Origin of the sequence: Microcoleus sp. OTE_8_concoct_300, assembly GCF_031383065.1 — a bacterium.
In the GTDB taxonomy this organism is placed as follows: Bacteria; Cyanobacteriota; Cyanobacteriia; order Cyanobacteriales; family Microcoleaceae; genus Microcoleus.
Genome location: NZ_JANMZH010000182.1, coordinates 1 through 22,179, shown reverse-complemented (window position 1 = coordinate 22,179; position 22,179 = coordinate 1). Strand labels below are relative to the sequence as shown.

Here is a 22,179-nt window from a genome sequence, read left to right as displayed (position 1 = left end):
CTAAAATCGTCATGACTTTATCCGTTGTTAAACGTTATTTAATTGCTTTCGACCAATACAAGTGGGTGGGAATGGCTACTCTCGCGGTGACTGTGGGCGTGTCCGGAGTAGTGGCTTTGCAGCCAACTCCGCCGCCAGTTTACGTTGCTGCAGGTACGCTGGCCTACCGCAGACCCAGCGTGATTTTTTCATCGACAACTACTAAAATTCAACAGGAAGGACAAGAAATAACTAAAGATATGCTGCTGGATAGAAGGGTGGTTGAAGCAGCAGCGAAAAAAGTAAAGGTTTCTGCTCAAAAGCTGGCAGCCACCGTGCAGGTAAAGATGCCGAGTAAGAATAATGACGGCAGCGGTTTGATTCAAGTATTGTACAAAAATGCCGATCGCAAAAAAGCAGAAGCGGTAGTAGAGGCCCTGATGAAGGAAATGGTGGGTCGCAGCCAAACTATTAATACTTCTAGACTGCGAGAAACGATCGCCCAAATTAACCAGCGCTTGCCGAAAGTAACTCAGGAACTCAGAGACACGGAAGCAAAACTTGAAGCCTACGAAAAACGAGAAGGAACTTCAATTTTAGCAGCTCAGAGTGGTGTACTGCCGCAAGCGATTACCAACAGCCAACAGCAGCAGCGGCAACTCCGCGTGCAGTTGGGAGGAATCGAAGCTCAAATTAACAGTTTGCAGGAGCGCTTGGGATTGAATGTGGAGCAAGCTTACGTGGCTCAAGCACTCTCTGCCGATCCAATTATTGCCCAACTGCGAGTGCAATTGTTTTCCCTCGAATCTCAGCTCAAAATTCTCCGCAGCGACTTGCAGGAGGAACACCCAAAGATTGTAGAATTGCTCAAACAAAAACTTGTTTTTGAGCAGCAGTTGCAGCAGCGACAGTCTGAGGTGCTCGGCGGTAACGGGGTGGCGGCTCCGCTCAGAAGTGCCGATCGAATTCGGGTAGACTCTTCTTTAGACCCGGCCAGACAACAGTTAGCTCAAAGTTTGATTGCTTTGCAAACCCAGCGGGATACTGTGCAACAGCAACTCACAGGAATCGAGAAAACTGAACAACAATTGCGCCGGGAACACGCGACAATCCCCAACAAGCAGTTAGAACAAGCGCGGTTGGCCCAGCAAGTGGCGCTGAAAAAATCTCTCTACGATAAGATGCAGTCGGCTTTGGTAGATGCTGAGGCGGGGGTAGCTGAGACAACGGGAAGTTTGACAATCGCCCACCTTCCCAAAACAGATGACGTTGAGTCAAACAAGAGAGGTTTGCCGGTGATGCTGGCGGTGGGGGGATTTGTGGGATTGCTGCTGGGCGGCGGGTTGATATTTTTGTTGGGGATGCTCAACGGCAAGTTTTACAGTTGGGAAGAAGTGCGGGCGGCTTTGGTGGAAAAAGAGGTGCCGATACTGGGAGTTTTGCCTCAAGTGACGGTGTTTGATTCCTACGGGGATCAAATGCCGCTCGTCCTGGAGGCAAATTCTCCCTATTTGGAATTTTACGAGCGGTTACGCACTAATTTGCGCCGGATCGGGGACAAACCGGTGAAGGTGGTGCTGCTGACTTCGGCGACTCGTTTGGAGGGGAAAACTTTTAGCGCTTACAATTTGGCCATTGCGTCGGCTCGATCGGGTAAGCGGACTTTGTTAATTGAAGCAGATTTGCGATCGGCTTCTAATGTTGAATCTTTGAAAATCGCCGCTGATCCTCTGGCGGCGCTGGAACCTTTGCACTATTACGGCAATATCAGCGAGTGCGTCCTTTTGGTTCCAGAGGTAGAGAACCTATACGTCGTGCCGAGTCCGGGTTTTTTGCAGCAGGCCTGTGCCGTACTCGAATCGAGCGAAATGCGGAGATTGTTTGAGGATGTTCGCAACCGCTTTGATTTTGTGGTTGTGGATTCTCCGGCGTTGAGCGAGTGCAACGACGCGCTGACGCTGGAACCGTACACGGACGGTCTGATTTTGGTGGCGCGGCCTGGTTACACTTTGGCTAGTATGTTGTCTGAGGCTGCCGATCGGTTGCTGGAATCTGACGAGGAGGAGTCGCATAAATCTGGGCTGCAGTTGTTGGGAGCGATTATTAACGGTGCTGATATTGCGGTGAAGTTCCGCAACCATATTGATGAATTTGAGTTGCCTTTGAGCGCGATGGGCGATCGGGCGATCGAAGTGCGATCGAGGCAATTACCCCAGCAGTCAAAGCCTAAAAACAAGGCTATCAATAGTAAATTGAGCTAATTTATGTGGCTTGATTCTTCTAAAGCAATCCTCAACCAAATGTGAATATTTTGTAGGTGCAACCTAAGCAGCTTAAGCCGCAAGCACCCTTAACAGCCACTCGATTTTTGATTTTTGATTTTTGATTTTTGATTTTAGAATTGAATAATCGACTCTACAGATGAATCTGGGAGGCTGAACTTTGGTCTAACATTTTGCGATCGGGGCGACTCCTGTCTTCCAGCAAGTCTCCGTTTTTGGGCGAGTTCAACAGTCAACAGCCAGTCGATTTGAGATTTGAGATTTGAGATTTGAGATTTAAAAATTGACTCCACAGATGAATCTGGGAGCTGGAAATTATATCAAATCCGTTAGCATCGGAATTATTCATCTCTCTGTTCTCGAACTCTGCGTACTCTGCGGTTTAATCATTCCAATGCAACCGGAATTGATATTAGGTGTAAAATTTTTCGCTTGTCAACAGTCAACAGTCAACAGTCAACAGTCAACAGTCAACAGTCAACAGTCAACAGTCAACAGTCAACAGTCAACAGTCAACAGTCAACAGTCAACCGTTAACAGTCATTACTTGAGAATGTGTCATCGCACTATTGATTGGATTCCGGGCGTTTCTGGCGTTTGTTCTGGATAAACTGTTCCAAATCGGCGATCGCATCTTCAAAATCCGACAAATTAATTTTCGCAGGTCTAGCCTTCGTCGGCGGACTCGAAGGCTTAGCTTGAGGCGGCCGAGACTGATGTTCTGCCGCTGGACTACTGTTCGATTCTATATAATCAAACAATTCATCCAGGGACTGAAAAAATGATTGAGCCGAGGCCCGGCGTAAATCTTTCTGGTCGTAGTCATCTGTCATAAGCCACTCCATAGACTCTAAAAGTTGCCAACAAACTCTGCCCGCCCCCGGCGCGTGCAGACATGAAAACCCGACTAAAACAAGCAGGCGGTCACAATTTAACCGGACGGTGGAATGCCTGCTGCTGAACTTGCTGCCCCAAGATAAAAGCTGCTGCGGGCATTGTCAGCCTTTAAACTATATTTAACTTTACACCCGCCTACTGAGTGATTTGAGACTTGGTGCAGACCCAGCTCAAAATCATCAAAATTGCTGGGTTAGAAACCCCGTCCTTCCAGGACGGCTTTACATTAAATCAAAACCCCTTTCGGAGCGGAGGGGTATGGTTGCCCCTCCATTGGAGATATGGTTGTCTCCATCCCATTTTTGGGGTAGAAGAGACGACCTGCCAGGTCGTCTGTACTTCGCCAAAGTTTAGTGAGCTTGTTAAGCCCAAAGCACTGTTCCAGTGACCTTAGAACTGTTTAACCTTGAGCGATAGAGCGGAAAACTAGCTACGCATTCTCCGGTATCGTGACTCAAAAAACATAGTCCGCTTGCGGACTTAGGCTGGTCAGAACGGCTTGTTAGATTTCTCTTCCAAGCCTCATGCCTTTAGGCTGAGGTTCCTGACTGACTCTGAAAAAATCTTAGTTACGGCTCTTTCGTTGTCTAATTAACCCTAGTCTAGTCGAGAATAAGGAGACAGGACTTGCGCAACTATTACCGCTGTTCAAGGGTTGCGATGGGAACGCGCCAGCTCGAAAGGACGGACATACGGTGTTTTTTGCTTGAGTCCTAAGATTTCAAAGGCATTAGGAGATTTTAAGGTGACTCAGGGATTTGATTACGATTTAGCAATTATCGGCGCTGGGGTGGGCGGACACGGGGCGGCCATACACGCGGTTAGCTGCGGGCTGAAAGTGGCAATTATCGAAGCGGGCGACATGGGGGGGACTTGCGTCAACCGCGGCTGCATTCCCTCTAAGGCGCTGTTGGCGGCTTCCGGACGAGTGCGAGATTTGCGGAATGCCCACCACCTGAAGACTTTGGGAATTCAATTGGGGAGTGTGGATTTCGATCGCGGGGCGATCGCCAATCACGCTAACACTATTGTTAGCAAACTTCGCGGCGACTTGACCAACAGCCTCAAACGTTTGGGCGTCGATACTATCCAAGGTTGGGGCAAAATCGCCGGTTCTCAAAAAATTACGATCGAAACCGATAAAGGCGAGAAAACTATTACTGCCAAGGATATTATTCTCGCTCCCGGTTCGGTTCCCTTCGTCCCCCCCGGGATAGAAATTGACGGCAAAACTGTATTTACCAGCGACGATGCTGTGAGGTTGGAATCGCTGCCGAAGTGGATCGCAATTATTGGCAGTGGCTATATCGGTTTGGAGTTTTCGGATATTTACACGGCCCTGGGCTGCGAAATTACGATGATTGAAGCTCTAGACCAATTGATGCCGACTTTTGACCCGGATATTGCTAAGTTGGCAGAACGAGTGTTAATTGCACCCCGCGATATTGAAACAAAAGTTGGGTTGTTGGCTAAGAAGATTATTCCCGGTTCGCCGGTAATTATTGAATTAGCTGATTTCAAAACTAAGGAAGTTGTGGAAGTTTTGGAAGTTGATGCTTGTTTGGTAGCAACTGGTCGGGTTCCGGTGAGCAAGAATTTGGGGTTAGAAACTGTTGGCGTGGAAACGATGCGCGGTTATATCCCAGTTAACGATAAGATGCAGGTTTTGGCGGCGGGAGAACCGGTGCAAAATTTGTGGGCGATCGGCGATGTTAATGGCAAGATGATGTTAGCGCATTCTGCGTCTGCTCAGGGAATTGCCGCAGTAGAAAATATTTGTGGCCGTCCTCGCGAAGTTGACTATTTGAGTATCCCGGCGGCGGCTTTTACTCACCCGGAAATTAGCTATGTGGGGATGACGGAACCTGCGGCGAAGGAGTTGGGGAAAGCTGAAGGGTTTGAGGTAGCTTCTGTCAAGACTTATTTTAAGGGAAATTCTAAGGCTATTGCTGAAGGGGAAACCGACGGTACAGCTAAGGTGATTTTCCGGAAAGATACTGGGGAGTTGTTGGGAGTTCACATTTTCGGTTTGCACGCTTCGGATTTGATTCAGGAGGCGGCAAATGCGATCGCCCAGCGCGATTCGGTTAACAATTTAGCATTCCGAGTGCACACTCACCCGACGCTTTCGGAAGTGTTGGATGAGGCGTTTAAACGGGCGGCTGGAGCGGGTAGTCATTAATCTGTAGGGGCGGTGCTCTTGTTTTACACTCCTGGACGCACTCCACGCAAAGAAACCGGGTTTTTTACCTAATCTGTGGGTGGGAACGAAATATTTTCGTAAAAACCCGGTTTCTCGCCCCCGCGTAAGTGCTATTTTTAGATACCCCACTTTTTCAAGAAGTCGGGTATCTGGGTATTCTATTTTAGGGCGGCGGTAGAGTGCCGATCGCATTTTGGGCTAATTCTAGAAATTGCTCGCCGCAGTTAATTTGCTCCGCAGCTTGCTCGACAGTGACAGTATCAAGTCCCCCGTAATCCCCACTATTTCGCAAGTCTTGAGCATCGATTAAAAATCTGTGAAACTCAGCAGGAAGTCTTCCTGTACGGGCAAATTCTCGGCCGAAAGCTCCAATTACTGCTGCATGACTGGAAAATGACATTCCTTCGCCATCTAAAAATGCCTCAGCAATGTAAAACATGGCATAATAAGCGCGAGATGCTGCATAGTCTGGGAAACCATTATTTAGTAATAGCTTTGCCGCCGATAGACTTTGACGAGCTTTCAGGAGCAAGTCTAATTGTTCTGGTTTCATAAAGCTATTCCCTCTTTACGAATGTTCCTCAATAAAGGCCCGTTGTAATGTATAAATCGCTGTTCGTCCATAAACAGACAGCTAATGACTTCATCATTTTGGAGCGACAAATCGGCTCTAATGTGGCTGGTTCTTTTAATTTCTTCGCCTGGGTTTACTTGCCCTTTGAGGACGACTAAAATATCAATGTCAGAGTCTGGGCGTGCATCGCCTCTGGCTTGGGAACCGTAGAGCACCATTTGGGTGAGGCGATCGCCGTAGAGTTGCTCGAAGTGCGATCGTAACTGAGTTAGGATGGTCTTGAGTTTATCGTTAATACTCATATTAGTGATAAATTATTTAAGGTCGATATATCCTCTGTGCTAAAATTGCTGTCTAGGAACAGGATTAAGCATAAACCAGGTGCGAGGTGATTTCAAGTCAAGATTGGACATTTCCAGAAGCAGCTAGCCAGAAAATACCCGAATCCTGGGGCGATGCACAGCCAAACAAAAAGAAACCAGGTTGGCGGTGGCGAGATCCAACAAATCAGGGAAATGGTGTAAGGATTGACAAGGGGGATGCAGATAGCAGTTTTCCTTCTCAGCAGGTAGACCACGTTATTCTTAGAAAAGACGGTCAAGTTATCGGTAAAAATGGTCAACCCATTGCAGGTAGGATAAAAAATAATCCCACAGAAGCTCACATCCCTTTAGATGAATGGTTGCAATGGCAAACCTGGTACGCACCTTAGTAAAGGAGAAAGTTGTATGGTAAAGTATCCGAAAATGAGAGAGGAGTTATTAGAAATTCTCCGAAGTTTGGCAGATAGAGAATATCAACATAAAGCTTGGCTAGAGAGCGATTATCCGCCCGGAATTGAGTCCGACAGTTTTGATGAGGCGGTTCATTTTATTTACGACGATACTGTGTTGGCCGAAAACCCGAATGCGGCAATCGGAGTAATTATTGAAGATGAAAAAGAAGCCCGTTTGATGTCAGCAGTTTGTCAGGCTATTGACTTAGTATTTGAGGCGTTAGGGACAGGAGTTTCTGATGAGGAGTATATTAAATCTTCTGAGTGGACAAGCGTAGTTGAGGCGGCCTTGAGAGCGTTGCAGGGGATGGAAAGTAAGGCGCAGGAAGCAGTTAAGGTTTAAGTGGGAGTGCGATCGACAAAGCGATCGCACTTTAATCAGAACCTACTGACTATAGCTGGTCTTATGAATGGTTGCCAAAGCGATAAATATCTCCTATGGTGTTGGAGAAACAGAATTAGTAATACTCAAAAAAAGAGCGATCTCACCTCAAAAATAGAAGGGCGATCGCTCTTTCAGCAGCTAAGTCAATTATCAGAAATACCAGAACAACATAGCCCTGTGCCTAGCATTCTCAGGTCGTGGATTTAAAAGACTACAGGGGTTTAGCTGCATTGTTCCTTTGGCATGACTTACCTATAATTTAATCTCTCTTGCCTGTTGGCTTTATTGATGGAATTATCTTCTGTCCACGATGGTTCTGGCTGTAAGTCAGGAATCTTATCAAACCGCCTAAAAACTGATTCGTTACCTGTAATTTCATAAATTAGTTTAGCTATCACTTTGCAGCAACTTTCAGGATAAAGAAATACCTGTCTTTCGCTAAAACGAATTACATACCAGTCATGCTGTTGAAAAAAGTAGTTACGGTTATCGTCTTGACCTATACAATGAGTTGGTATCAACGGAGAATTCCTAGGATATTGGCGTGGGGTGTATGGTTCATCTATTTCAATATCTATTGAAAACCAGTTGTTTTCAGGCTCAACATAGGCAAAATCTGGTGTGTAATACACTACCATTTTTAAGATGAATATTTTATCATCACCAAAATAGTTCCTGAGCAGGTTAGGAAATCGACAATTGTCAGGGTATTCTGTGAATCCTCTTCTGTCTTCTGCTGGTTCTATGTCAAACTTTTGGGGGTTAAGTGATGAAAATTCTTTTTTGCAAGATTCCATCCTCCAATCACTGACTTTTTGGGGAGTTCGTAAGTTTTCAACTTCCTGTTGGTAGATTCTTTCTAAGTTTTGCTTTTGACGTTCCCATTCAGCAAGCAACTCCTTATGTTTAATTGTCTCTTGATGTATGAATTGTTCCCAGTCTTTAATAATTTTAGGATAACTATTTCGTTTTTCCTGGTAAGCTGCTAGTTCTTCCCGATATTGGCTAAGTCTGATAGGATAGCTTTCAACCTGGGTATAACCAAACCCAAACACTCCTAATGTTAACATTATAAAAAAAGTCCATCCGGCTCCAATGCTATTACTAGCACTACCAACTAAGGCACTGATTATAGATACTCCTAGTTCAGAAAGAAATAATGGAATTAATTTTATCCTGACAGGAGGTGATTCAATAAAAACTTCTGGTTCTTCTGGCTTAGGTAGTAGTTGAAGTATTGGCGGAGTAAAAACTTTAGGTGGTTCTGGTACGGGAGGTAAGCTTGCCAAAGCTTTCTCAATAGAAAGTGGATACAAAATCACTGGGTAAGTATTCATAAATGTTAGAAACTTAACTAAACTAGAGGGATAGCAATCATCTGAAGAAAGATTAGGTTTGTTGAAATAATCTGTATACCAGTCGAATAAGGTAGGCTAATATCGAGAATAAGCCAGCTTTTAAGGACATATAAACGTTCAATTAAGTATTAAAAGTGATGGTTATTCTTGATTGCTATCATTTGTAGGGTTTTTACCTTTAACTTTAGAACAATAGAAGATCCAGCCACCACTACTAGCGATAGCTAGAAACATAAATAGCACATCTAACTTTTCTATTAAATTGTCGTTTTGCTCGTAAGCATACATTTGAGAATTTATATTGTTTGCCCATTGCTGCCGATTTGACTCAAGCTGTCGCTGGTAAATCATATCTTTTTCCAAAGGATTATCGAACGGGTTGTACCCTGATGGGGGACGCAACTCCTCCTGAGAATTGAAGTTTATAGGAGGAAGGTTTAGCTGCGTTTTAACATATCCTCTGATGTTAATAACGAGAAAAACAATAGTAATTACTCCCGAAATTACTTTGATTTTAGGGGTGATTGTTTTTTTTACCATGTTAGCTTTTTACTTCTATTTTCTAAGCAGAAACTTCTCCGAACCTTGACTGTAAATGAAAAATAATGAGAACTAATAGCGAAGGTTTAAGTAGACAGGATTTACCGTCTTAACTATTACTACCTATTGACAACCCTATAGGTGTTGCTTATGGTTTTTTAAGAACAGCGCCTATCATATTTCCTACTATTCCTATTCCCATCAAGAATAACCAGCTATTTTGACGTTCTTCATTATTATTAGATGTCATGTACTGACGCACACCCATGCGACCAACTGAATTCCAGCCAGCTTTCGATTGCTGGACGTTACAAAACAACACCATACCAATCGTTACTGGTAGGCAAAGCCCCAAAATTAATAGCCTTACTTTCATGTTATTTATGTTGAAATAAACTTAATGAATGCCTGATATAAATATTATTTTTTCGTAATTCTTCCGTTTTGTACAGTCGGTAAAAGTCGGAACAAGTAGGGACTTTTAATATTTCTTTTAGCTTATTAAGTCGGATAAAGCCGGATAAAGTAGGTCAGACCAGAAAAAGTCGGATAAAGTAGGATATAGTAGGTAAAACTCCTACACCACCGACCTATGGACGTTCAAGAAGTCTTAAAACTTGCCGACGACCTAGTTTTTATCAATACGGGAAAACACTTAGACAATCTGCAAGAGGTGATACTGCGGGGAACTTTACAAGGTCAGAAATACTCAACAATAGCAGATGAATCTCACTGTAGTGAAGGTCACATTAAAGATATTGCCTCTGCATTATGGAAGCTACTATCAGAAGTATTAGGTGAAGAAGTCAATAAATCAAATTTTAGAGTCAGATTGGAGCAAGTAAAATTATCAAATCTCTGGAACTTCAATAATAAAGATTGTGTACACATTGGTAACGTCAACGTCTGTGAAAATAGTTCACAGTCCCCAAAATTACCCAACTCACCAATTGATGAAGAACCTCTAAACAAAGGCAACACTGAACCAAAATTGCGTCAATTCTTAGCTGAAATGCCTAAGTCTGGCATTTTCTACGATCGCACATCCGAACTCACCACCCTCAAACAGTGGATTCTCCACGAAAACACCCGCCTCATCGCCATACTAGGCATAGTCGGCATTGGCAAAACCGCACTCGCCGTACACCTAGTAGAACAAATCAAACATGAATTTGATTTCATCATCTGGCGAAGTCTCGCCACATCTCCACCCCTGTCAATACTTAAAACAAATATAATTCAATTCTTCAGTAGGGGCGGCGCCCCCGTGCCCGCCCCAAATGCCGACGGCGTGGTTGTCCCAGAGAATGGGGCAACCACCGGGGGATTGCCCCTACTGAACTACTTGCAAAAATACCGCTGTCTGCTGATACTCGATGACGTACAAATGGTAAATAGCAGCGGACAACTCGCTGGTAATTACCAACCTAAATATGAAGATTACGGCACACTATTCAGACAGGTAGCAGAATTATCTCACAATAGTTGTTTAGTGTTGCTCACTTCGGAAAAGCCTAGAGAAATCGCCGCATTAGAAGGTAGCAACCAGCCAGTTCGCTCATTACAACTCAATGGTTTAGGTGTTGAAGCGGGGGAAATTCTGAGAGAAAAAGGTTTAGCTGAAGATGCAAAATTGTCAGAACTAATTGAACAATACAGAGGCAATCCCTTGTGGTTAAAAATAGTTGCTACAATGATTCAAGATTTGTTTGACGGCAGCCTATCGGAATTTTTGTCGGATGATACACTATTTTTAGGTGATTTAGAATCTTTACTGCATCAGCCATTTAATCGCTTATCCGAGTCAGAAAAACAGGTAATGTCATGGCTAGCGAGTGCAACCGCGCCAGTTTCCATCTCAAAAGTGCCAGAGAATCTGCAATTATCTCGATCGCAATTTTTGAAAGTGATGCAATCCTTGGGACGGCGTTCATTAGTTGAAAAAATCCCGGAGGGCGATCGTACATTTTTTACCCTTGCACCGGTACTAAAAGAGTATGTCAAAACTAACTATTCCCGCCCAAACATAGAAAAAGAAGCCCGATCGCCCTTATAATATCCTTAGTATTGGGAAGCCAAAAACCATGTCACTCACACAAACCCAAGTAACCTATACTGAAGCTCTGGCCAATCTTGATGAACTGTGCGAACAAGTCATCAGCGATCGCGATGCCATCATCATCACCCGCAAAGACGGCGAAAACGTAGCCTTAATTGCCGCTGACGAGTTGGCAAGCTTATTAGAGACATTACACCTGCTGCGATCGCCCAAAAACGCCGATCGCTTGTTAAGTGCCCTGAAACAGGCAAAAGCCAGAACAGTCAAACCTCAGACTGTCAGCGAATTGCGCCAGGAGTCGGGACTTGTCGAAGAAGCGTAAACAACCGCCACAAGAAACCGCAGAACCGGAGAAAACCCCTCTTCGCGATGCAGTTTTTAACCCTAAATTCCTAGAAGACCTTACCTATTGGGTGGACCTTGACCGCAAAGTTGCCCTCCGACTTTTAAAATTAGTAGAGGCGATCGTGCGCGATCCGTTCACAGGTATCGGCAAACCAGAACCCCTAAAATATTTGGATGCGGGTACGTGGTCGCGAAGGCTTACTCTAGAACATAGAATAGTTTACTTAGTGAGCGAGAAGAGAATTGATTTTCTCCAAGCTCGCTATCATTACGAAGATTAGCCCGAAATAATGAATTGACTTTTCAGTCCTCTTTTAGAGGACTTTCGCTATGAGACGGGGTTTTCAACCCCCGGCGGACTTGCGGGTTAGCGAAGGGATTTTAGCGGCAAAATGTGCGATTCCCTAAAGGATAGCTAAGCTTCACGCATTTTTTAAACAATTTTTTATAATGGAATCCAATCCAATTTATCAATCCATTCTTCAGCTTCCGAAGTCTCCCAAACTATCACAATTTCTTCTGCCCATCTGCCTAAACTTGCACTTGGACGCACCCAAAACAGTCCCCAAATTTGTCCTCCCGTCGCCCAATATTCCTCCAAATGTCCGGGAATACTTTTGCGGTTATCCGTTACCAATAGCCTTTGCGATGATTCCAAATAGCTGATGATTTCTGGATCGAGGGTTCCTAATGGCGGTGCATTTGCGTCGCCCACCCGCAAAATATCTATCTCCGGCTGGAGATGCAATACAGCACTTTTCAGCTTAGGCGGCAAATTTTCATCGAGTAAAAAACGAATTTTCACTTGAGTAGAAGTAACTCCTGTTCTCGCTGTGCTTTGATTGCTCTCAAACGTTTCACTACATCAGAAGGTTCCTTAGCCAACCATTCCTGATAGCGTTCTTCCCGCCACTTCGCCAGCCGCAACATATAAGCATCCATCTGCTTGCGATTGTGCAAATAATAGGTTAGCGTCGCGTAAATTTTCTCTAAATTTAGACTCGGTAATTCCTCCAAAATTTGGTCGGGCGAATATCCATTTAAGTAATATTTAATTACGTCGTCGATGCCGATGCGATGTCCTTTGATGCGGATGTCATCGGGGTCGAGAAATTCAAAATAGTCTTCTAATTGCATCGGTTTATCTCCGCATACTTAGTTAATCGCATTTTATCATAAATTGAAAAGGGCGATCGACCTTCTATAATAAAAACTTGTTGCGATCGCCCTTTATCCCCCTATCATGCTTCAAATCCGTCGCCGTCCCCCCAGCACATCAGTCTCCGTAGTCTACTTAGGCCGATCGCACAGCAGCAGATTCAGCAACAATTTCTGCATCTTTCTCACTCAAACCAGTTCCAAATTCAGTGTACTGCCGCACTTGAGGATGCCGAAAACCGAGTACAATATCTTCATTAGGAACACCTGCTGCTAGTAAATCGGTAGCCACGCCTTCTTCGGTATCATCATATTGAATCCATATTTTACCCTCGATTAAATTGATGTGGATTGGTGTAGCGTGAAGGTAATTGTCATCATTCCAGCCAATATCCAAAACTAAATATCCTCCCCGTTCATCATCAAATAACAGTTGAGAATGATAGCCGTCAGGTATAGTATTGCGGTATTTAGCGTGTTCCTGAAGTATGCTTTTGATAATTTCTTGGTATCTCAATCGGGTATCCATTGAAGTATTTCCTCACTTTTTACATCAAAAAAAATCAGTTTAACAATTTGATTTTTTAATAACACTTGCCCTAGTTCTATGGTAAATACGCTCTTAAAAGCAGGCTTAGAAATAGCAAGATAGAGTTTTCTATCGCTCTGCATTTCATTAAGCACTTGGTGGTAAAGAACGTACTGTCCCAAAGCCTGTTCCAAATCTTTTACATCCGATCGTCCCACAAAACTCTTGACCTCAACAACAATTTTTTGGGTGCCTTTTTCGGCATTAATTAGACGCTCTGCACCCAGGTCGGCAGATAAACGCTTGCGGCCAATTTGCAGGGGAAATGGATCGTGAGTAATTATCCAACCATCCTTTTGTAAGGCACGCTTAACTGTATCGTGATAAATATCTTTAGCTGGCACGCATTAGCTCTCAGGCTAGGAGGATTTACTGTAACCATTATATAATACGTTGAAACTTGTTACGATCGCCCTTTATCCCCCTATCATGCTTCAAATCCGCCGCCGTCCCCCCAGCACATCAGTCTCCGTCCTTTACCTCAGCTACCAAATCGCCGTACCCGACGCCGAACCCCAGCACATCCTCGAAGAAATCGTCTGGGAAAAAGAAGCTGAAGTTGCCCAAAAGCGCGATCGCACCCCGTTAGCCGATCTTCACAAAAAACTCCCGTTTGCACCGCCCATCCGCGACTTCCTGGGCGCCCTCAAAAACGGTAAAACCACACCCGCTATCATCGCCGAAGTTAAAAAAGCTTCCCCCAGCAAAGGCGTAATTCGCGAAGATTTCGACCCAGTGGCGATCGCCCTAGCTTACCAACAAAACGGCGCGAGTTGCATCTCCGTACTTACCGATGAAAAGTTCTTTCAAGGCAGCTTCGACAACCTCGCTAAAATCCGTGCCGCCGTCGATTTACCCTTACTTTGCAAAGAGTTTATTATTTATCCCTACCAAATCTATCTCGCCCGGATTCACGGGGCAGATGCTGTATTGTTAATCGCAGCTATTCTATCTGACAAAGACTTACAATACTTTGTAAAAATTGTCAAGACGTTGGGCATGACAGCTTTAATAGAAGTTCACACTCTCGAAGAACTCGATCGAGTATTAACCCTAGAAGGCGTTAACCTGATCGGCATCAACAACCGCAACCTAGAAGACTTTTCCGTCAGCCTAGAAACTACCGGTCAACTATTAGCCGCTCGACAAACCGAAATCCAAGCAAAAGGCATCCTCATCGTCAGCGAGTCAGGAATCCACACTCCCGACGACCTAACTCAAGTTGCCAGCGCAGGAGCCCAAGCCGTTCTCATCGGCGAATCTCTGGTCAAACAGCCGGATCCAGGCGCCGCTTTAGCCTCCCTTGTCGAAGCGCATCCGGGCCTGTGAAAGGCGAGACCGCTTGACAAATCCCCCTTAATTCTGATAAAAAGTGATTGAGTAGGTAAATAATGAGAATTTCTAGCCTGCATCGACTCAAGCGCTACTGTAAAAAAAAATAGCACTCAAAGCTACATTGCATAGAAATATTTTGCCAGAAAGCAATTAAATCTATTCTGTAAGCCTGTCGATAGCCAAATTTAGCGTGTCCGACGCACCCAGCCCCGAATATTCGATCGGCAAAGCAGGGGTTATTGTACGGTTAGAAAACAAATAAAAAATCGGGCATCTAATGTTCACCTGTGATGCCTCATGCAATTGCAATGGGGTGTCGGTTCGCTGAGGTATGTTAGCTTTCATGGAGCCAATCCCCCTTCCTTCGTACATTCATTATGAATTGCTACTTCAATTGTTAGAACGCAAAACGATGTTTGCTGTCAGTCCCCAGTCGCAGCAGCAGCAACAAGTTCACCAACTTATTATTACATTGCGCAAAGCCCTTGCCATTCAAAAGCAATTAGAACAAAGCTGCGAGCGATCGAACTTAGCCGTAGAACATCGCTGGTCTCTAAATGAAATTAACCAGAAGGGAGTTAAAAGTTAAAAAAATTAGAGTACCCACGTGACGTGACCAAGAAACTGGGATACAAGCCCCGTCCTTCTAGGACGGCTTTATCTTTATTTTCCTAATAAGCTCCCTGAATACATCGTTTTGCGTTCTATTCGTAAGCTTGCAATATTCCGCAAGTTTCTCATATTCTTCATCAGAACATCTAATAGTTAACTTTTTCATGCCGTCAATATGCCGTCAGTTATGCTAAGATAATAACATGAAAGCAAGATACCAGTACCGATTCTACCCAACCGACCAACAGCAACAGAGCTTAGCTCAGTTGTTTGGTTGTGTGCGAGTAGTTTGGAACGATGCTCTAGCGCTGTGCAAGCAATCAGAGAAAAAGCCCAAATCCGCAGAGCTTCAGAAAATAGTAATTACTCAGGCAAAGCAGACAATCGAAAGAGCTTGGTTGGGGGAAGTGTCAAACATTCCACTACAGCAGTCTGTAGCCGATTTAGAGACAGCATTTAAGAACTTTTTCGACTCCTGTAAGGGCAAGAGAAAGGGACGCAAGGTTGGTTATCCTAAGTTCAAAAAAAGGACTAGCAGCCAGTCGGCAAGACTTACTCGCGGTGGTTTTTCTTTTAAAGGCAATGGTGTCTATTTAGCCAAAATTGGAATCGTCAACCCTATATGGTCTAGGGAATTGCCGTCTAAACCTAGCTCTGTCACAGTAATCAAAGACTGTGCGAACCGCTATTTTTTGAGTTTTGTTGTAGAGCTTGGGCCAATTCAAATTGAGGCTAAGAGTCCCAGTATCGGAATTGACTTAGGGATTAAAACTTTGGCAGTAATGAGTAATGGTGAAAAAGCTAAAAGTCCCAGTTATAAAAAGTTAGACCGAAAAGTTCGCCAACTCCAGCGCCAATTAGCCCGTCAGCCCAAAGATTCTCAAAGAAGAAATGTAACTCGAATTAAGATTGCTAAACTACATAATCGCATTGCCGATACCCGTAAAGATTTCCTACACAAACTGTCAACCAAAATAGTCAACGAAAACCAAGTGATTATTCTGGAAGATTTGAACGTGTCAGGAATGCTAAAGAATCGGAAACTTTCAAGGGCGATTAGCCAGCAAGGATGGAGAGAATTTAGAACTCTCTGTGAAGCCAAATCCGAAAAGTTTGGCAGAGAGTTTCAAGTAATTAGCAGGTGGGAACCTACCAGTCAAGTTTGTGCGGACTGTGGCTTTAAATGGGGGAAAATCGATTTGTCTATTCGTTCAGTGCTTTGCCTGAGTTGTGGTACTGAGCAAGACAGAGATAAAAACGCTTCTAGGAATATAGAACAAGTCGGGATGGGAAATCGCCACGACTCTAAACGGACGCAGAGGGATTGTCAGACTACTTCGGTAGCAGAACCCTGTGAAGCGTCAAGAATCACCGTCCGCGACGGTCGGTGAGTATTTCAAGTATCGTATTTGATTTATTCTATATAACTCCCACAGAAAAACTTAGGACAATATCATGGACAACAAATTAATGCTGATGATTCCCGGCCCGACGCCGGTGCCTGAAGCGGCCTTGTTAGCGATGGCAAAACACCCGATGGGCCACCGCAGCAAGGAATTTGACGGGATTTTTGCAGAATGTACCGAAAACCTCAAATGGTTGCACCAAACCAGCAGCGACGTCCTGAGTTTAACCGTTTCCGGCACCGGCGCGATGGAAGCTGGAATAATTAATTTCCTGAGTGCGGGCGATCGAGTTTTAGTCGGCACTAACGGCAAATTTGGCGAACGCTGGGCGGAAGTCGCCGAAGCTTACGGTTTAAACGCCGAAATTATTAAAGCCGAGTGGGGCCAACCTTTAGACCCCGAAAACTTCCGCGAAAAACTCGAAGCAGATACAGAGAAGCAAATCAAAGCTGTCATCATCACGCACTCGGAAACCTCCACCGGCGTCCTCAACGACCTCGAAACCATCAACCGCCACGTTAAAGCACACGGCGAAGCTTTAATTATGGTGGATGCTGTCACCAGTTTAGGTGCTGTCAGCGTGCCGATGGACGCTTGGGGAATCGATGTCATTGCTTCGGGTTCTCAGAAAGCTTACATGATTCCCCCTGGTTTGGGTTTTGTGGCCGTGGGTCCCAAAGCTTGGGAAGCTTACAAAACTGCGAAACTGCCCCGCTATTATTTAGATTTGGGCAAATACCGCAAAGAAGCTGCCAAAAATACGACTCCTTTTACTCCGCCGGTCAATATGTTTTTTGGGCTGCAAGTAACATTGCAGATGATGAAAGCCGAAGGATTAGAAAACGTTTTCGCGCGGCACAAACGCTTGATGACAACTACTCGCGCTGCTGTAAAAGCTTTAGGTTTGCCTTTGTTTGCTGCTGACGATGCCGCCAGCCCTGCGATTACCTCGGTTATGCCACCAGAATCCGTAGATGCTCAAAAAGTGCGGACTTTGATGAGAAAAAGATTTGACATTGCTCTCGCCGACGGACAAGACCATTTGAAAGGTAAAATCTTCCGAATCGGCCATTTGGGCTTTGTGTCCGATCGCGATATCCTAGCAGCAATTTCCTCTTTAGAAGCGGTGTTGCGAGAATTGGGTCATGAAGGCTATACTCCTGGTGCCGGCGTTGCCGCTGCTGCCAAATTCTTGGCTGAATCCTAATCTCAGTTGTTAAAGGATTTTAGATTTTGGATTTTCTCTAAAATCTAAAATCCTTTTAATATGCTTCGGATAACCAATCAAAGATTTTATCCAACTGTTCGAGAGTGACTAAACCGTATTGCCACAGAACCATCGGCAAGGAATCCGGGTCTTTATCGCGCTGGCGCTGTTTGTCACCGCCACGACGTTCGGCGACAGCAATTGACGCGGGAGAAATTGCCAAATCTTCTTGTAAAAATCGAATTAATCGAGTGTATCTAGCCGGTGCCATCTGATTTCACCTCTTTGTATAGGACACCATTTTCTAATGGGAACCTGATGTTTTTGATTAGTAATATGCCAGTTTTAAAGCTGTCTTGTAACCGTCGATAACTGTTTTAACAGTATTGGCGGTTGAAAGTGCCAAACGTAATTCTCAGTGCGACTGTAAAGCCAACCTTTCCCAAAAAACGAAAGGTTTTGCACTTTTGCTGCTGCCAGCCTGATCGACTTGCGAGCGCGATAGAATCTAGACTGAATACCTCGGCATCTTTGCAGCGCGAATCGAAATAAATTCTGCTACCTAAAACTAATAAACCAGGTTCAGAGTTTAACTTCATCTGCCAAAATGCAGAATCCGCAAATCTACTTCAAAATTGGTTAGATATTTCGATCAAACCCCTACCTGCTACCAGAAGTTAACTTGGCCAATTAACTTGGCTCGTAGAATTTTACTTCAAATAGGTTTAGTAGATTTAGCTCGAACTTCAGAAGTTGCAGAGAATTTCTTTTCGTGCTGCTACCTCTTGAGGCTGAGTATCGTCTCTCAGGATTGGAAACGAGTCGCTGACTCTTCTCATACCCGCGACCAACAATCCACAGCTTCCGCAAACAAGCTCAAGTCTAGACTCAGTAAGATCGACATCGTAGCAAATCTTTTGGTGTCTGTACTGAATCTTACATTAATAATTTAACAAATATAATCAATTTTTGTAAAGTTTCTAAATTTTTTCGGGGATTCCGAAGGCAGGCGGAGCTCTGGGCGATGGAAACCGGGGGATTGTGTCTGTGTTCCGGTTTTACTGGAACAACGCTTCGGACATTTTTTGAGTGCCAACCGTAGAATAAGGGTTTCAGACTACAACCTCAAAACTTAGTTCGCTGAGGCAGGTTGACCGAAGAAACCCGGTTTCTAGGAAATTTTGGGTTTAGTAATCCGAAATATCGGAAGAAACCGGGTTTCTAGCCCTCGTGCGCGAGGGAACTGAAACTGTCGGAAGTTTTACTGGAAAAACTCGATTTCAATACGATCGCCCACTTTGACACCGAGTTCAGCACCTCGCCCGCCCCGGAGTTCAATAACTCGATCAACAGCAGTATCGGGCCCGTAGGTAGGACAAGGATCAGCAGTACAAGGAGGTGCAGAAAGTTCGATCGCCTCAACCACCCCATCCCGCAGAAAAATCATATCCAGAGAAATCTTGCAATTTTTCATCCAAAAATTGACCCCCCGCGCCGGTTTAAACTCAAACAGCATTCCCCTGTCATCCGGCAAAGAAGTTCTGTACATTAAACCCATAGCCTGTTGTTCCGCTGTTTTGGCGACTTCGAGTTCGATTGGGCGATCGGCTATCCGAGCTCTAGCAGAAACCGGCAGCACTTGACCCGATGTTGTCGCCCTCGGAGACTGCGAGGTCAAAATACCAGTAGCACCAGCATCTGCGACAGGTAAAGTCGGCGAACATCCCAGCAAAAATAGAATTACCCCAATACCGAGCAAATTAGCTAAATAACTCATAATGATTTTAGATTTTAGATTTTAGATTTTAGATTGGCAATTGTTGACTGTTGACTGTTGACTGTTGACTGTTGACTGCGTTGAGTGATGACAACTGACAACTGACAACTGACAACTGACAACTGACAACTAACAACTGTCAACTGACTGCCTCAAGCTTCGCGCATCACATAGCCAACACCGCGCACCGTCTGAATCAAGCGCTTTTCGCCCTCATCTTCAATCTTAATCCGCAGATAGCGGATGTAAACCTCAATCACATTCGACTCGCCCAGAAAGTCGTAACCCCAAACATTTTCCAGAATTTGTTCCCGAGTCAAAACCTCGCGGGGATGTTCCATCAAATACTTTAGCAGCTCAAATTCTTTCATCGTCAGGTCGATCGCCCGTCCATTGCGCAGGGCCCGCCTAGAGGCCAAATCCAAAACTAAATCGCCAAACCTCAATTGTTCGTTGCTGGTGTTATCGGGCTGCAAATACAAGCGCACCAACTGCAAAAACTCCTCAGTGCGGTAAGGTTTGAGAAAATAATCATCCGCGCCAGCTTCTAGACAAGCTACGCGATCGTCAACTGTATCACGACCGATCAATAGCAGCACCGGCACCCGATTGCCCATACTTCTGAGGTTAGAACACAGTGACAGCCCCGACTCAGGACCAAGTATCCGGTCAATTACAATCAAAGCTGGCTGCAATTGACGGACTAACTGTTGGCCGGTGGCGGTATTAGAAGCCACTACCGGTTCGTAGCCGGAGGATTTTAAGTCGAGACTCAAGTGTCCGGCGAGAACTTCGTCTGTTTCAACTAGCAGGACACAGGGATTGCGATCGAGAGTAATTGCAGCCATTGAATTGACCGGTGAAGACCATAACTGTTCTAGCACGTTTGATGGCCGTTGGTTGTTAACTGTTGGCTGTTGGCTGTTGGCTGTTGACTGTTGTTTGTTGGCTGTTGACTGTTGTTATTTGTTATTTGTTGTTATTAAACTTCTCATAAAAAGCAGATTTTGAACAGGCAGGATGCCTGTTCCACGATAATTATGGGAGATGTCTATTCGTTATGAGTTATTTGCGAGTTGCTACCTATTACCAATTCCCAATTCTATAAGGTTCCACGCCCCATGCCCCATGCCCCATGCCCCATGCCCAATTCCCAATTTAAATTATGACCATCATCGTATTCGGCAGTATCAACATCGACCTAGCAGCAAAAACTCCCCGGTTGCCGCAACCAGGGGAAACTATTATCGGTAGCAATTTTTTCACGGCCGGTGGCGGCAAAGGAGCAAATCAAGCCGTCGCCGCCGCCCGTCTCGGCACTTCTACCCACATCATCGGCCGCGTCGGCAACGATAAATTTGCTGAAGAATTATTGACTAATTTACAATCTTATGGTTTAAGTACAGACAATGTATTAATAGACCAAAACACTCATTCAGGTGTGGCAATTATCGCGGTAGACGAGACAGGTCAAAATAATATTATTGTGATTCCGGGGGCGAATAACAATGTCGGTGAAGCAGATATAGAACGTCTCAAAAAACTTTTAACAGGAGCTACATCTTTGCTGTTACAGTTAGAAATTCCCCTGGAAGTTGTCCTAAAGGCTGCGAAAGCTGCTTGTCAAGCGGGGGTGCGAGTTATTCTCGATCCAGCACCGGCTAGGGCGGATTTGACGTTAGCGGAGCCCTCGAAGAGGATCGAACTTTATCCGCTAATTGACATTATGACGCCGAATGAAGTGGAAGCGGGTCAGTTAGTCGGTTTTCGGGTGAATGACACGGAAACCGCGATTGTAGCTGCCAAACACTTGCAGGAGCGTGGGGTGAAGAATGTTATTGTCAAATTGGGCGATCGGGGGGCTGTTGCTGTTACTGCGGATGAAACGTTTTTTGTACCGGCTTTTGCTGTGGAGGCGATCGACACTGTGGCTGCTGGCGATGCTTTTAACGGCGGTTTGGCCTCTGCATTAGATGCCGGCCTGTCCTTGTCAGAGGCGGTGCGGTGGGGCGCAGCAGCGGGCGCTCTGTGCACAACTAAAGTGGGTGCTCAAGGTGCTATGCCCGATCGGGCAACCTTTGATAAATTTTTGCAGAATTTAATTTGAATTTGTCAGGTGCGCGTTAGTTGAATTTGTGAGGTGCGGAAGGCGCACCCTACTTTGATTTGTAAAGCGCGCATTAGTTGAATTGGTAATTTGTCAGGTGCGGAAGGCGCACCCTACTTTAACTATTTTTGTTTAATTGTCGTCTTTGAATTCTTTGGCTAGGCGATCGAGTCTGTCGTTCGTTTCTTTTGTAAACTTGAGTAACCCAACGCTGACAATGTTTGATGTTAATCCGCCAGCGGTGGCAAGTTTGCCTTCTAGGACTTTCCCAGAAAACAACAGTACAATGCCTAAAATACTGACTAAAGCGCTGGTGATGATGAATCCAAAAGTGGCGTTAGAACTAAAACGAGCTTAACGCCAACTCTCTTGAATCATCTGGCAACGACGAGCGATCTTGGAATAATCATCAGAGGACGATGGTCGATCGTCCTCTAAATTTAACGTGAGTTCAGGGTTGAGCAAAAAGGTTGAGCGAGTTGACTTGTAGTTGAGATCGAACCTATAATCTAAATTAGTAATTTTCTCTAAAGGCATCATGGGGCGATCGCTCAAAGTTTCTCCAGGGTGTATCGAACAAGTCAAATCGGC

28 protein-coding genes and 1 pseudogene are annotated in these 22,179 nt (G+C 44.9%); 12 read left to right on the top strand and 17 right to left on the bottom strand.

Going from position 1 to position 22,179, the window contains the following annotated elements; all coding sequences use genetic code 11:
- The first annotated feature begins 11 nt into the window (after positions 1–11).
- Positions 12–2,240: a GumC family protein gene (locus ACUVJL_RS08950; RefSeq protein ID WP_445245517.1), complete on the top strand. Its 2,229-nt coding sequence runs from the start codon at positions 12–14 to the stop codon at positions 2,238–2,240.
- Between the two features lie 134 nt (positions 2,241–2,374).
- Here ACUVJL_RS08950 and ACUVJL_RS08945 read toward each other — a convergent pair whose 3' ends face one another.
- Together ACUVJL_RS08945 and ACUVJL_RS08940 are read right to left on the bottom strand one after the other, a co-directional pair.
- Entirely contained in the window at positions 2,375–2,554 is a 180-nt protein-coding gene (locus ACUVJL_RS08945; protein WP_445245516.1) for a hypothetical protein, read from the bottom strand.
- Positions 2,555–2,827: 273 nt separating this feature from the next.
- Positions 2,828–3,094: a hypothetical protein gene (locus tag ACUVJL_RS08940; protein ID WP_445245515.1), complete on the bottom strand. Its 267-nt coding sequence runs from the start codon at positions 3,092–3,094 to the stop codon at positions 2,828–2,830.
- A gap of 809 nt (positions 3,095–3,903) precedes the next feature.
- On the opposite strand from ACUVJL_RS08940, the gene lpdA reads away from it, so the two are divergent.
- A complete protein-coding gene (gene lpdA, locus ACUVJL_RS08935) occupies positions 3,904–5,340 on the top strand; it encodes a dihydrolipoyl dehydrogenase (protein ID WP_332954137.1) in 1,437 nt (478 codons plus the stop codon).
- A gap of 184 nt (positions 5,341–5,524) precedes the next feature.
- Here lpdA and ACUVJL_RS08930 read toward each other — a convergent pair whose 3' ends face one another.
- Together ACUVJL_RS08930 and ACUVJL_RS08925 are read right to left on the bottom strand one after the other, a co-directional pair.
- A complete protein-coding gene (locus tag ACUVJL_RS08930; protein WP_333164859.1) occupies positions 5,525–5,914 on the bottom strand; it encodes a HEPN domain-containing protein in 390 nt (129 codons plus the stop codon).
- The gene (locus tag ACUVJL_RS08925; protein WP_333362325.1) at positions 5,911–6,237 is read right to left on the bottom strand and encodes a nucleotidyltransferase domain-containing protein; all 327 of its coding nucleotides are present in this window, start codon (positions 6,235–6,237) and stop codon (positions 5,911–5,913) included. The genes ACUVJL_RS08930 and ACUVJL_RS08925 overlap by 4 nt, the downstream gene beginning before the upstream one ends.
- Positions 6,238–6,323: 86 nt before the next feature.
- Between ACUVJL_RS08925 and ACUVJL_RS08920 the strand changes: the two genes are divergently transcribed.
- Both ACUVJL_RS08920 and ACUVJL_RS08915 read left to right on the top strand, forming a co-directional pair.
- On the top strand, positions 6,324–6,647 hold the full coding sequence (locus ACUVJL_RS08920; protein ID WP_445245514.1) for a hypothetical protein: 324 nt from the start codon (positions 6,324–6,326) through the stop codon (positions 6,645–6,647).
- Positions 6,648–6,663: 16 nt separating this feature from the next.
- Positions 6,664–7,053 (top strand): SCO4402 family protein, encoded by a 390-nt coding sequence (locus ACUVJL_RS08915; RefSeq protein WP_445245513.1) that lies wholly within the window; start codon positions 6,664–6,666, stop codon positions 7,051–7,053.
- A gap of 290 nt (positions 7,054–7,343) precedes the next feature.
- On the opposite strand, the gene ACUVJL_RS08910 is transcribed toward ACUVJL_RS08915, so the two are convergent.
- The 3 genes from ACUVJL_RS08910 to ACUVJL_RS08900 form a co-directional block, all read right to left on the bottom strand.
- The gene (locus ACUVJL_RS08910; protein WP_445245512.1) at positions 7,344–8,432 is read right to left on the bottom strand and encodes a hypothetical protein; all 1,089 of its coding nucleotides are present in this window, start codon (positions 8,430–8,432) and stop codon (positions 7,344–7,346) included.
- 162 nt (positions 8,433–8,594) lie between these two features.
- Positions 8,595–8,993, bottom strand: coding sequence for a hypothetical protein (locus ACUVJL_RS08905; RefSeq protein WP_445245511.1), 399 nt, complete (start codon positions 8,991–8,993; stop codon positions 8,595–8,597).
- A 148-nt stretch (positions 8,994–9,141) separates the two neighbouring features.
- Complete coding sequence (locus ACUVJL_RS08900) at positions 9,142–9,369, bottom strand: hypothetical protein (RefSeq protein ID WP_445245510.1); 228 nt, start codon at positions 9,367–9,369, stop codon at positions 9,142–9,144.
- 216 nt (positions 9,370–9,585) lie between these two features.
- On the opposite strand from ACUVJL_RS08900, the gene ACUVJL_RS08895 reads away from it, so the two are divergent.
- From ACUVJL_RS08895 to ACUVJL_RS08885, 3 genes are read left to right on the top strand one after another with little or no spacing between them, the layout of a single operon-like run.
- Positions 9,586–11,049 (top strand): NB-ARC domain-containing protein, encoded by a 1,464-nt coding sequence (locus ACUVJL_RS08895; protein ID WP_445245509.1) that lies wholly within the window; start codon positions 9,586–9,588, stop codon positions 11,047–11,049.
- Positions 11,050–11,077: 28 nt separating this feature from the next.
- Positions 11,078–11,374 carry a type II toxin-antitoxin system Phd/YefM family antitoxin gene (locus ACUVJL_RS08890; protein ID WP_445245508.1) on the top strand — a complete coding sequence of 99 codons (297 nt, stop codon included), beginning with the start codon at positions 11,078–11,080 and terminating at the stop codon, positions 11,372–11,374.
- A complete protein-coding gene (locus tag ACUVJL_RS08885) occupies positions 11,358–11,678 on the top strand; it encodes a Txe/YoeB family addiction module toxin (RefSeq protein WP_445245507.1) in 321 nt (106 codons plus the stop codon). Before ACUVJL_RS08890 ends, ACUVJL_RS08885 begins: the two co-directional genes overlap by 17 nt.
- 164 nt (positions 11,679–11,842) lie before the next feature.
- Here the strand turns inward: ACUVJL_RS08885 and ACUVJL_RS08880 are convergent, their stop codons facing one another.
- From ACUVJL_RS08880 to ACUVJL_RS08865, 4 genes are all read right to left on the bottom strand, one after another.
- Positions 11,843–12,202 carry a DUF5615 family PIN-like protein gene (locus tag ACUVJL_RS08880; RefSeq protein WP_445245506.1) on the bottom strand — a complete coding sequence of 120 codons (360 nt, stop codon included), beginning with the start codon at positions 12,200–12,202 and terminating at the stop codon, positions 11,843–11,845.
- Positions 12,199–12,534: a DUF433 domain-containing protein gene (locus tag ACUVJL_RS08875; protein WP_445245505.1), complete on the bottom strand. Its 336-nt coding sequence runs from the start codon at positions 12,532–12,534 to the stop codon at positions 12,199–12,201. The genes ACUVJL_RS08880 and ACUVJL_RS08875 overlap by 4 nt, the downstream gene beginning before the upstream one ends.
- Positions 12,535–12,691: 157 nt before the next feature.
- Positions 12,692–13,084, bottom strand: a complete 393-nt coding sequence (locus ACUVJL_RS08870) for a XisI protein (protein ID WP_445245504.1) — start codon at positions 13,082–13,084, stop codon at positions 12,692–12,694.
- The gene (locus ACUVJL_RS08865; protein ID WP_445245503.1) at positions 13,069–13,488 is read right to left on the bottom strand and encodes an element excision factor XisH family protein; all 420 of its coding nucleotides are present in this window, start codon (positions 13,486–13,488) and stop codon (positions 13,069–13,071) included. The genes ACUVJL_RS08870 and ACUVJL_RS08865 overlap by 16 nt, the downstream gene beginning before the upstream one ends.
- A gap of 85 nt (positions 13,489–13,573) precedes the next feature.
- Here ACUVJL_RS08865 and trpC point away from each other — a divergent pair, with 85 nt between their 5' ends.
- Entirely contained in the window at positions 13,574–14,473 is a 900-nt protein-coding gene (trpC, locus tag ACUVJL_RS08860; protein ID WP_445245539.1) for an indole-3-glycerol phosphate synthase TrpC, read from the top strand.
- 349 nt (positions 14,474–14,822) lie between these two features.
- Positions 14,823–15,068: a DUF5340 domain-containing protein gene (locus ACUVJL_RS08855; protein WP_333129563.1), complete on the top strand. Its 246-nt coding sequence runs from the start codon at positions 14,823–14,825 to the stop codon at positions 15,066–15,068.
- Positions 15,069–15,125: 57 nt separating this feature from the next.
- Here ACUVJL_RS08855 and ACUVJL_RS08850 read toward each other — a convergent pair whose 3' ends face one another.
- The gene (locus ACUVJL_RS08850; RefSeq protein WP_445243008.1) at positions 15,126–15,257 is read right to left on the bottom strand and encodes a ribbon-helix-helix protein, CopG family; all 132 of its coding nucleotides are present in this window, start codon (positions 15,255–15,257) and stop codon (positions 15,126–15,128) included.
- 37 nt (positions 15,258–15,294) lie between these two features.
- Between ACUVJL_RS08850 and ACUVJL_RS08845 the strand changes: the two genes are divergently transcribed.
- Both ACUVJL_RS08845 and ACUVJL_RS08840 read left to right on the top strand, forming a co-directional pair.
- Entirely contained in the window at positions 15,295–16,482 is a 1,188-nt protein-coding gene (locus tag ACUVJL_RS08845) for an RNA-guided endonuclease InsQ/TnpB family protein (RefSeq protein ID WP_445245502.1), read from the top strand.
- A 64-nt stretch (positions 16,483–16,546) separates the two neighbouring features.
- Positions 16,547–17,704 (top strand): pyridoxal-phosphate-dependent aminotransferase family protein, encoded by a 1,158-nt coding sequence (locus ACUVJL_RS08840; protein WP_445245501.1) that lies wholly within the window; start codon positions 16,547–16,549, stop codon positions 17,702–17,704.
- A 55-nt stretch (positions 17,705–17,759) separates the two neighbouring features.
- On the opposite strand, the gene ACUVJL_RS08835 is transcribed toward ACUVJL_RS08840, so the two are convergent.
- The 3 genes from ACUVJL_RS08835 to nblR form a co-directional block, all read right to left on the bottom strand.
- On the bottom strand, positions 17,760–17,975 hold the full coding sequence (locus tag ACUVJL_RS08835; RefSeq protein ID WP_445245500.1) for a DUF2949 domain-containing protein: 216 nt from the start codon (positions 17,973–17,975) through the stop codon (positions 17,760–17,762).
- 990 nt (positions 17,976–18,965) lie between these two features.
- Entirely contained in the window at positions 18,966–19,481 is a 516-nt protein-coding gene (locus ACUVJL_RS08830) for a DUF192 domain-containing protein (protein ID WP_445245499.1), read from the bottom strand.
- A 152-nt stretch (positions 19,482–19,633) separates the two neighbouring features.
- Positions 19,634–20,329 (bottom strand): response regulator transcription factor NblR, encoded by a 696-nt coding sequence (gene nblR / locus ACUVJL_RS08825; RefSeq protein ID WP_332954162.1) that lies wholly within the window; start codon positions 20,327–20,329, stop codon positions 19,634–19,636.
- 317 nt (positions 20,330–20,646) lie between these two features.
- Here nblR and rbsK point away from each other — a divergent pair, with 317 nt between their 5' ends.
- A complete protein-coding gene (rbsK, locus tag ACUVJL_RS08820) occupies positions 20,647–21,588 on the top strand; it encodes a ribokinase (RefSeq protein ID WP_445245498.1) in 942 nt (313 codons plus the stop codon).
- 132 nt (positions 21,589–21,720) lie between these two features.
- Here the strand turns inward: rbsK and ACUVJL_RS08815 are convergent.
- A pseudogene (locus ACUVJL_RS08815) lies at positions 21,721–21,930 on the bottom strand (TRADD-N-associated membrane domain-containing protein); the annotation flags it as partial.
- A gap of 12 nt (positions 21,931–21,942) precedes the next feature.
- On the bottom strand, positions 21,943–22,179 hold a 237-nt coding region (locus ACUVJL_RS08810; protein WP_445245497.1), incomplete at its 5' end, for a hypothetical protein.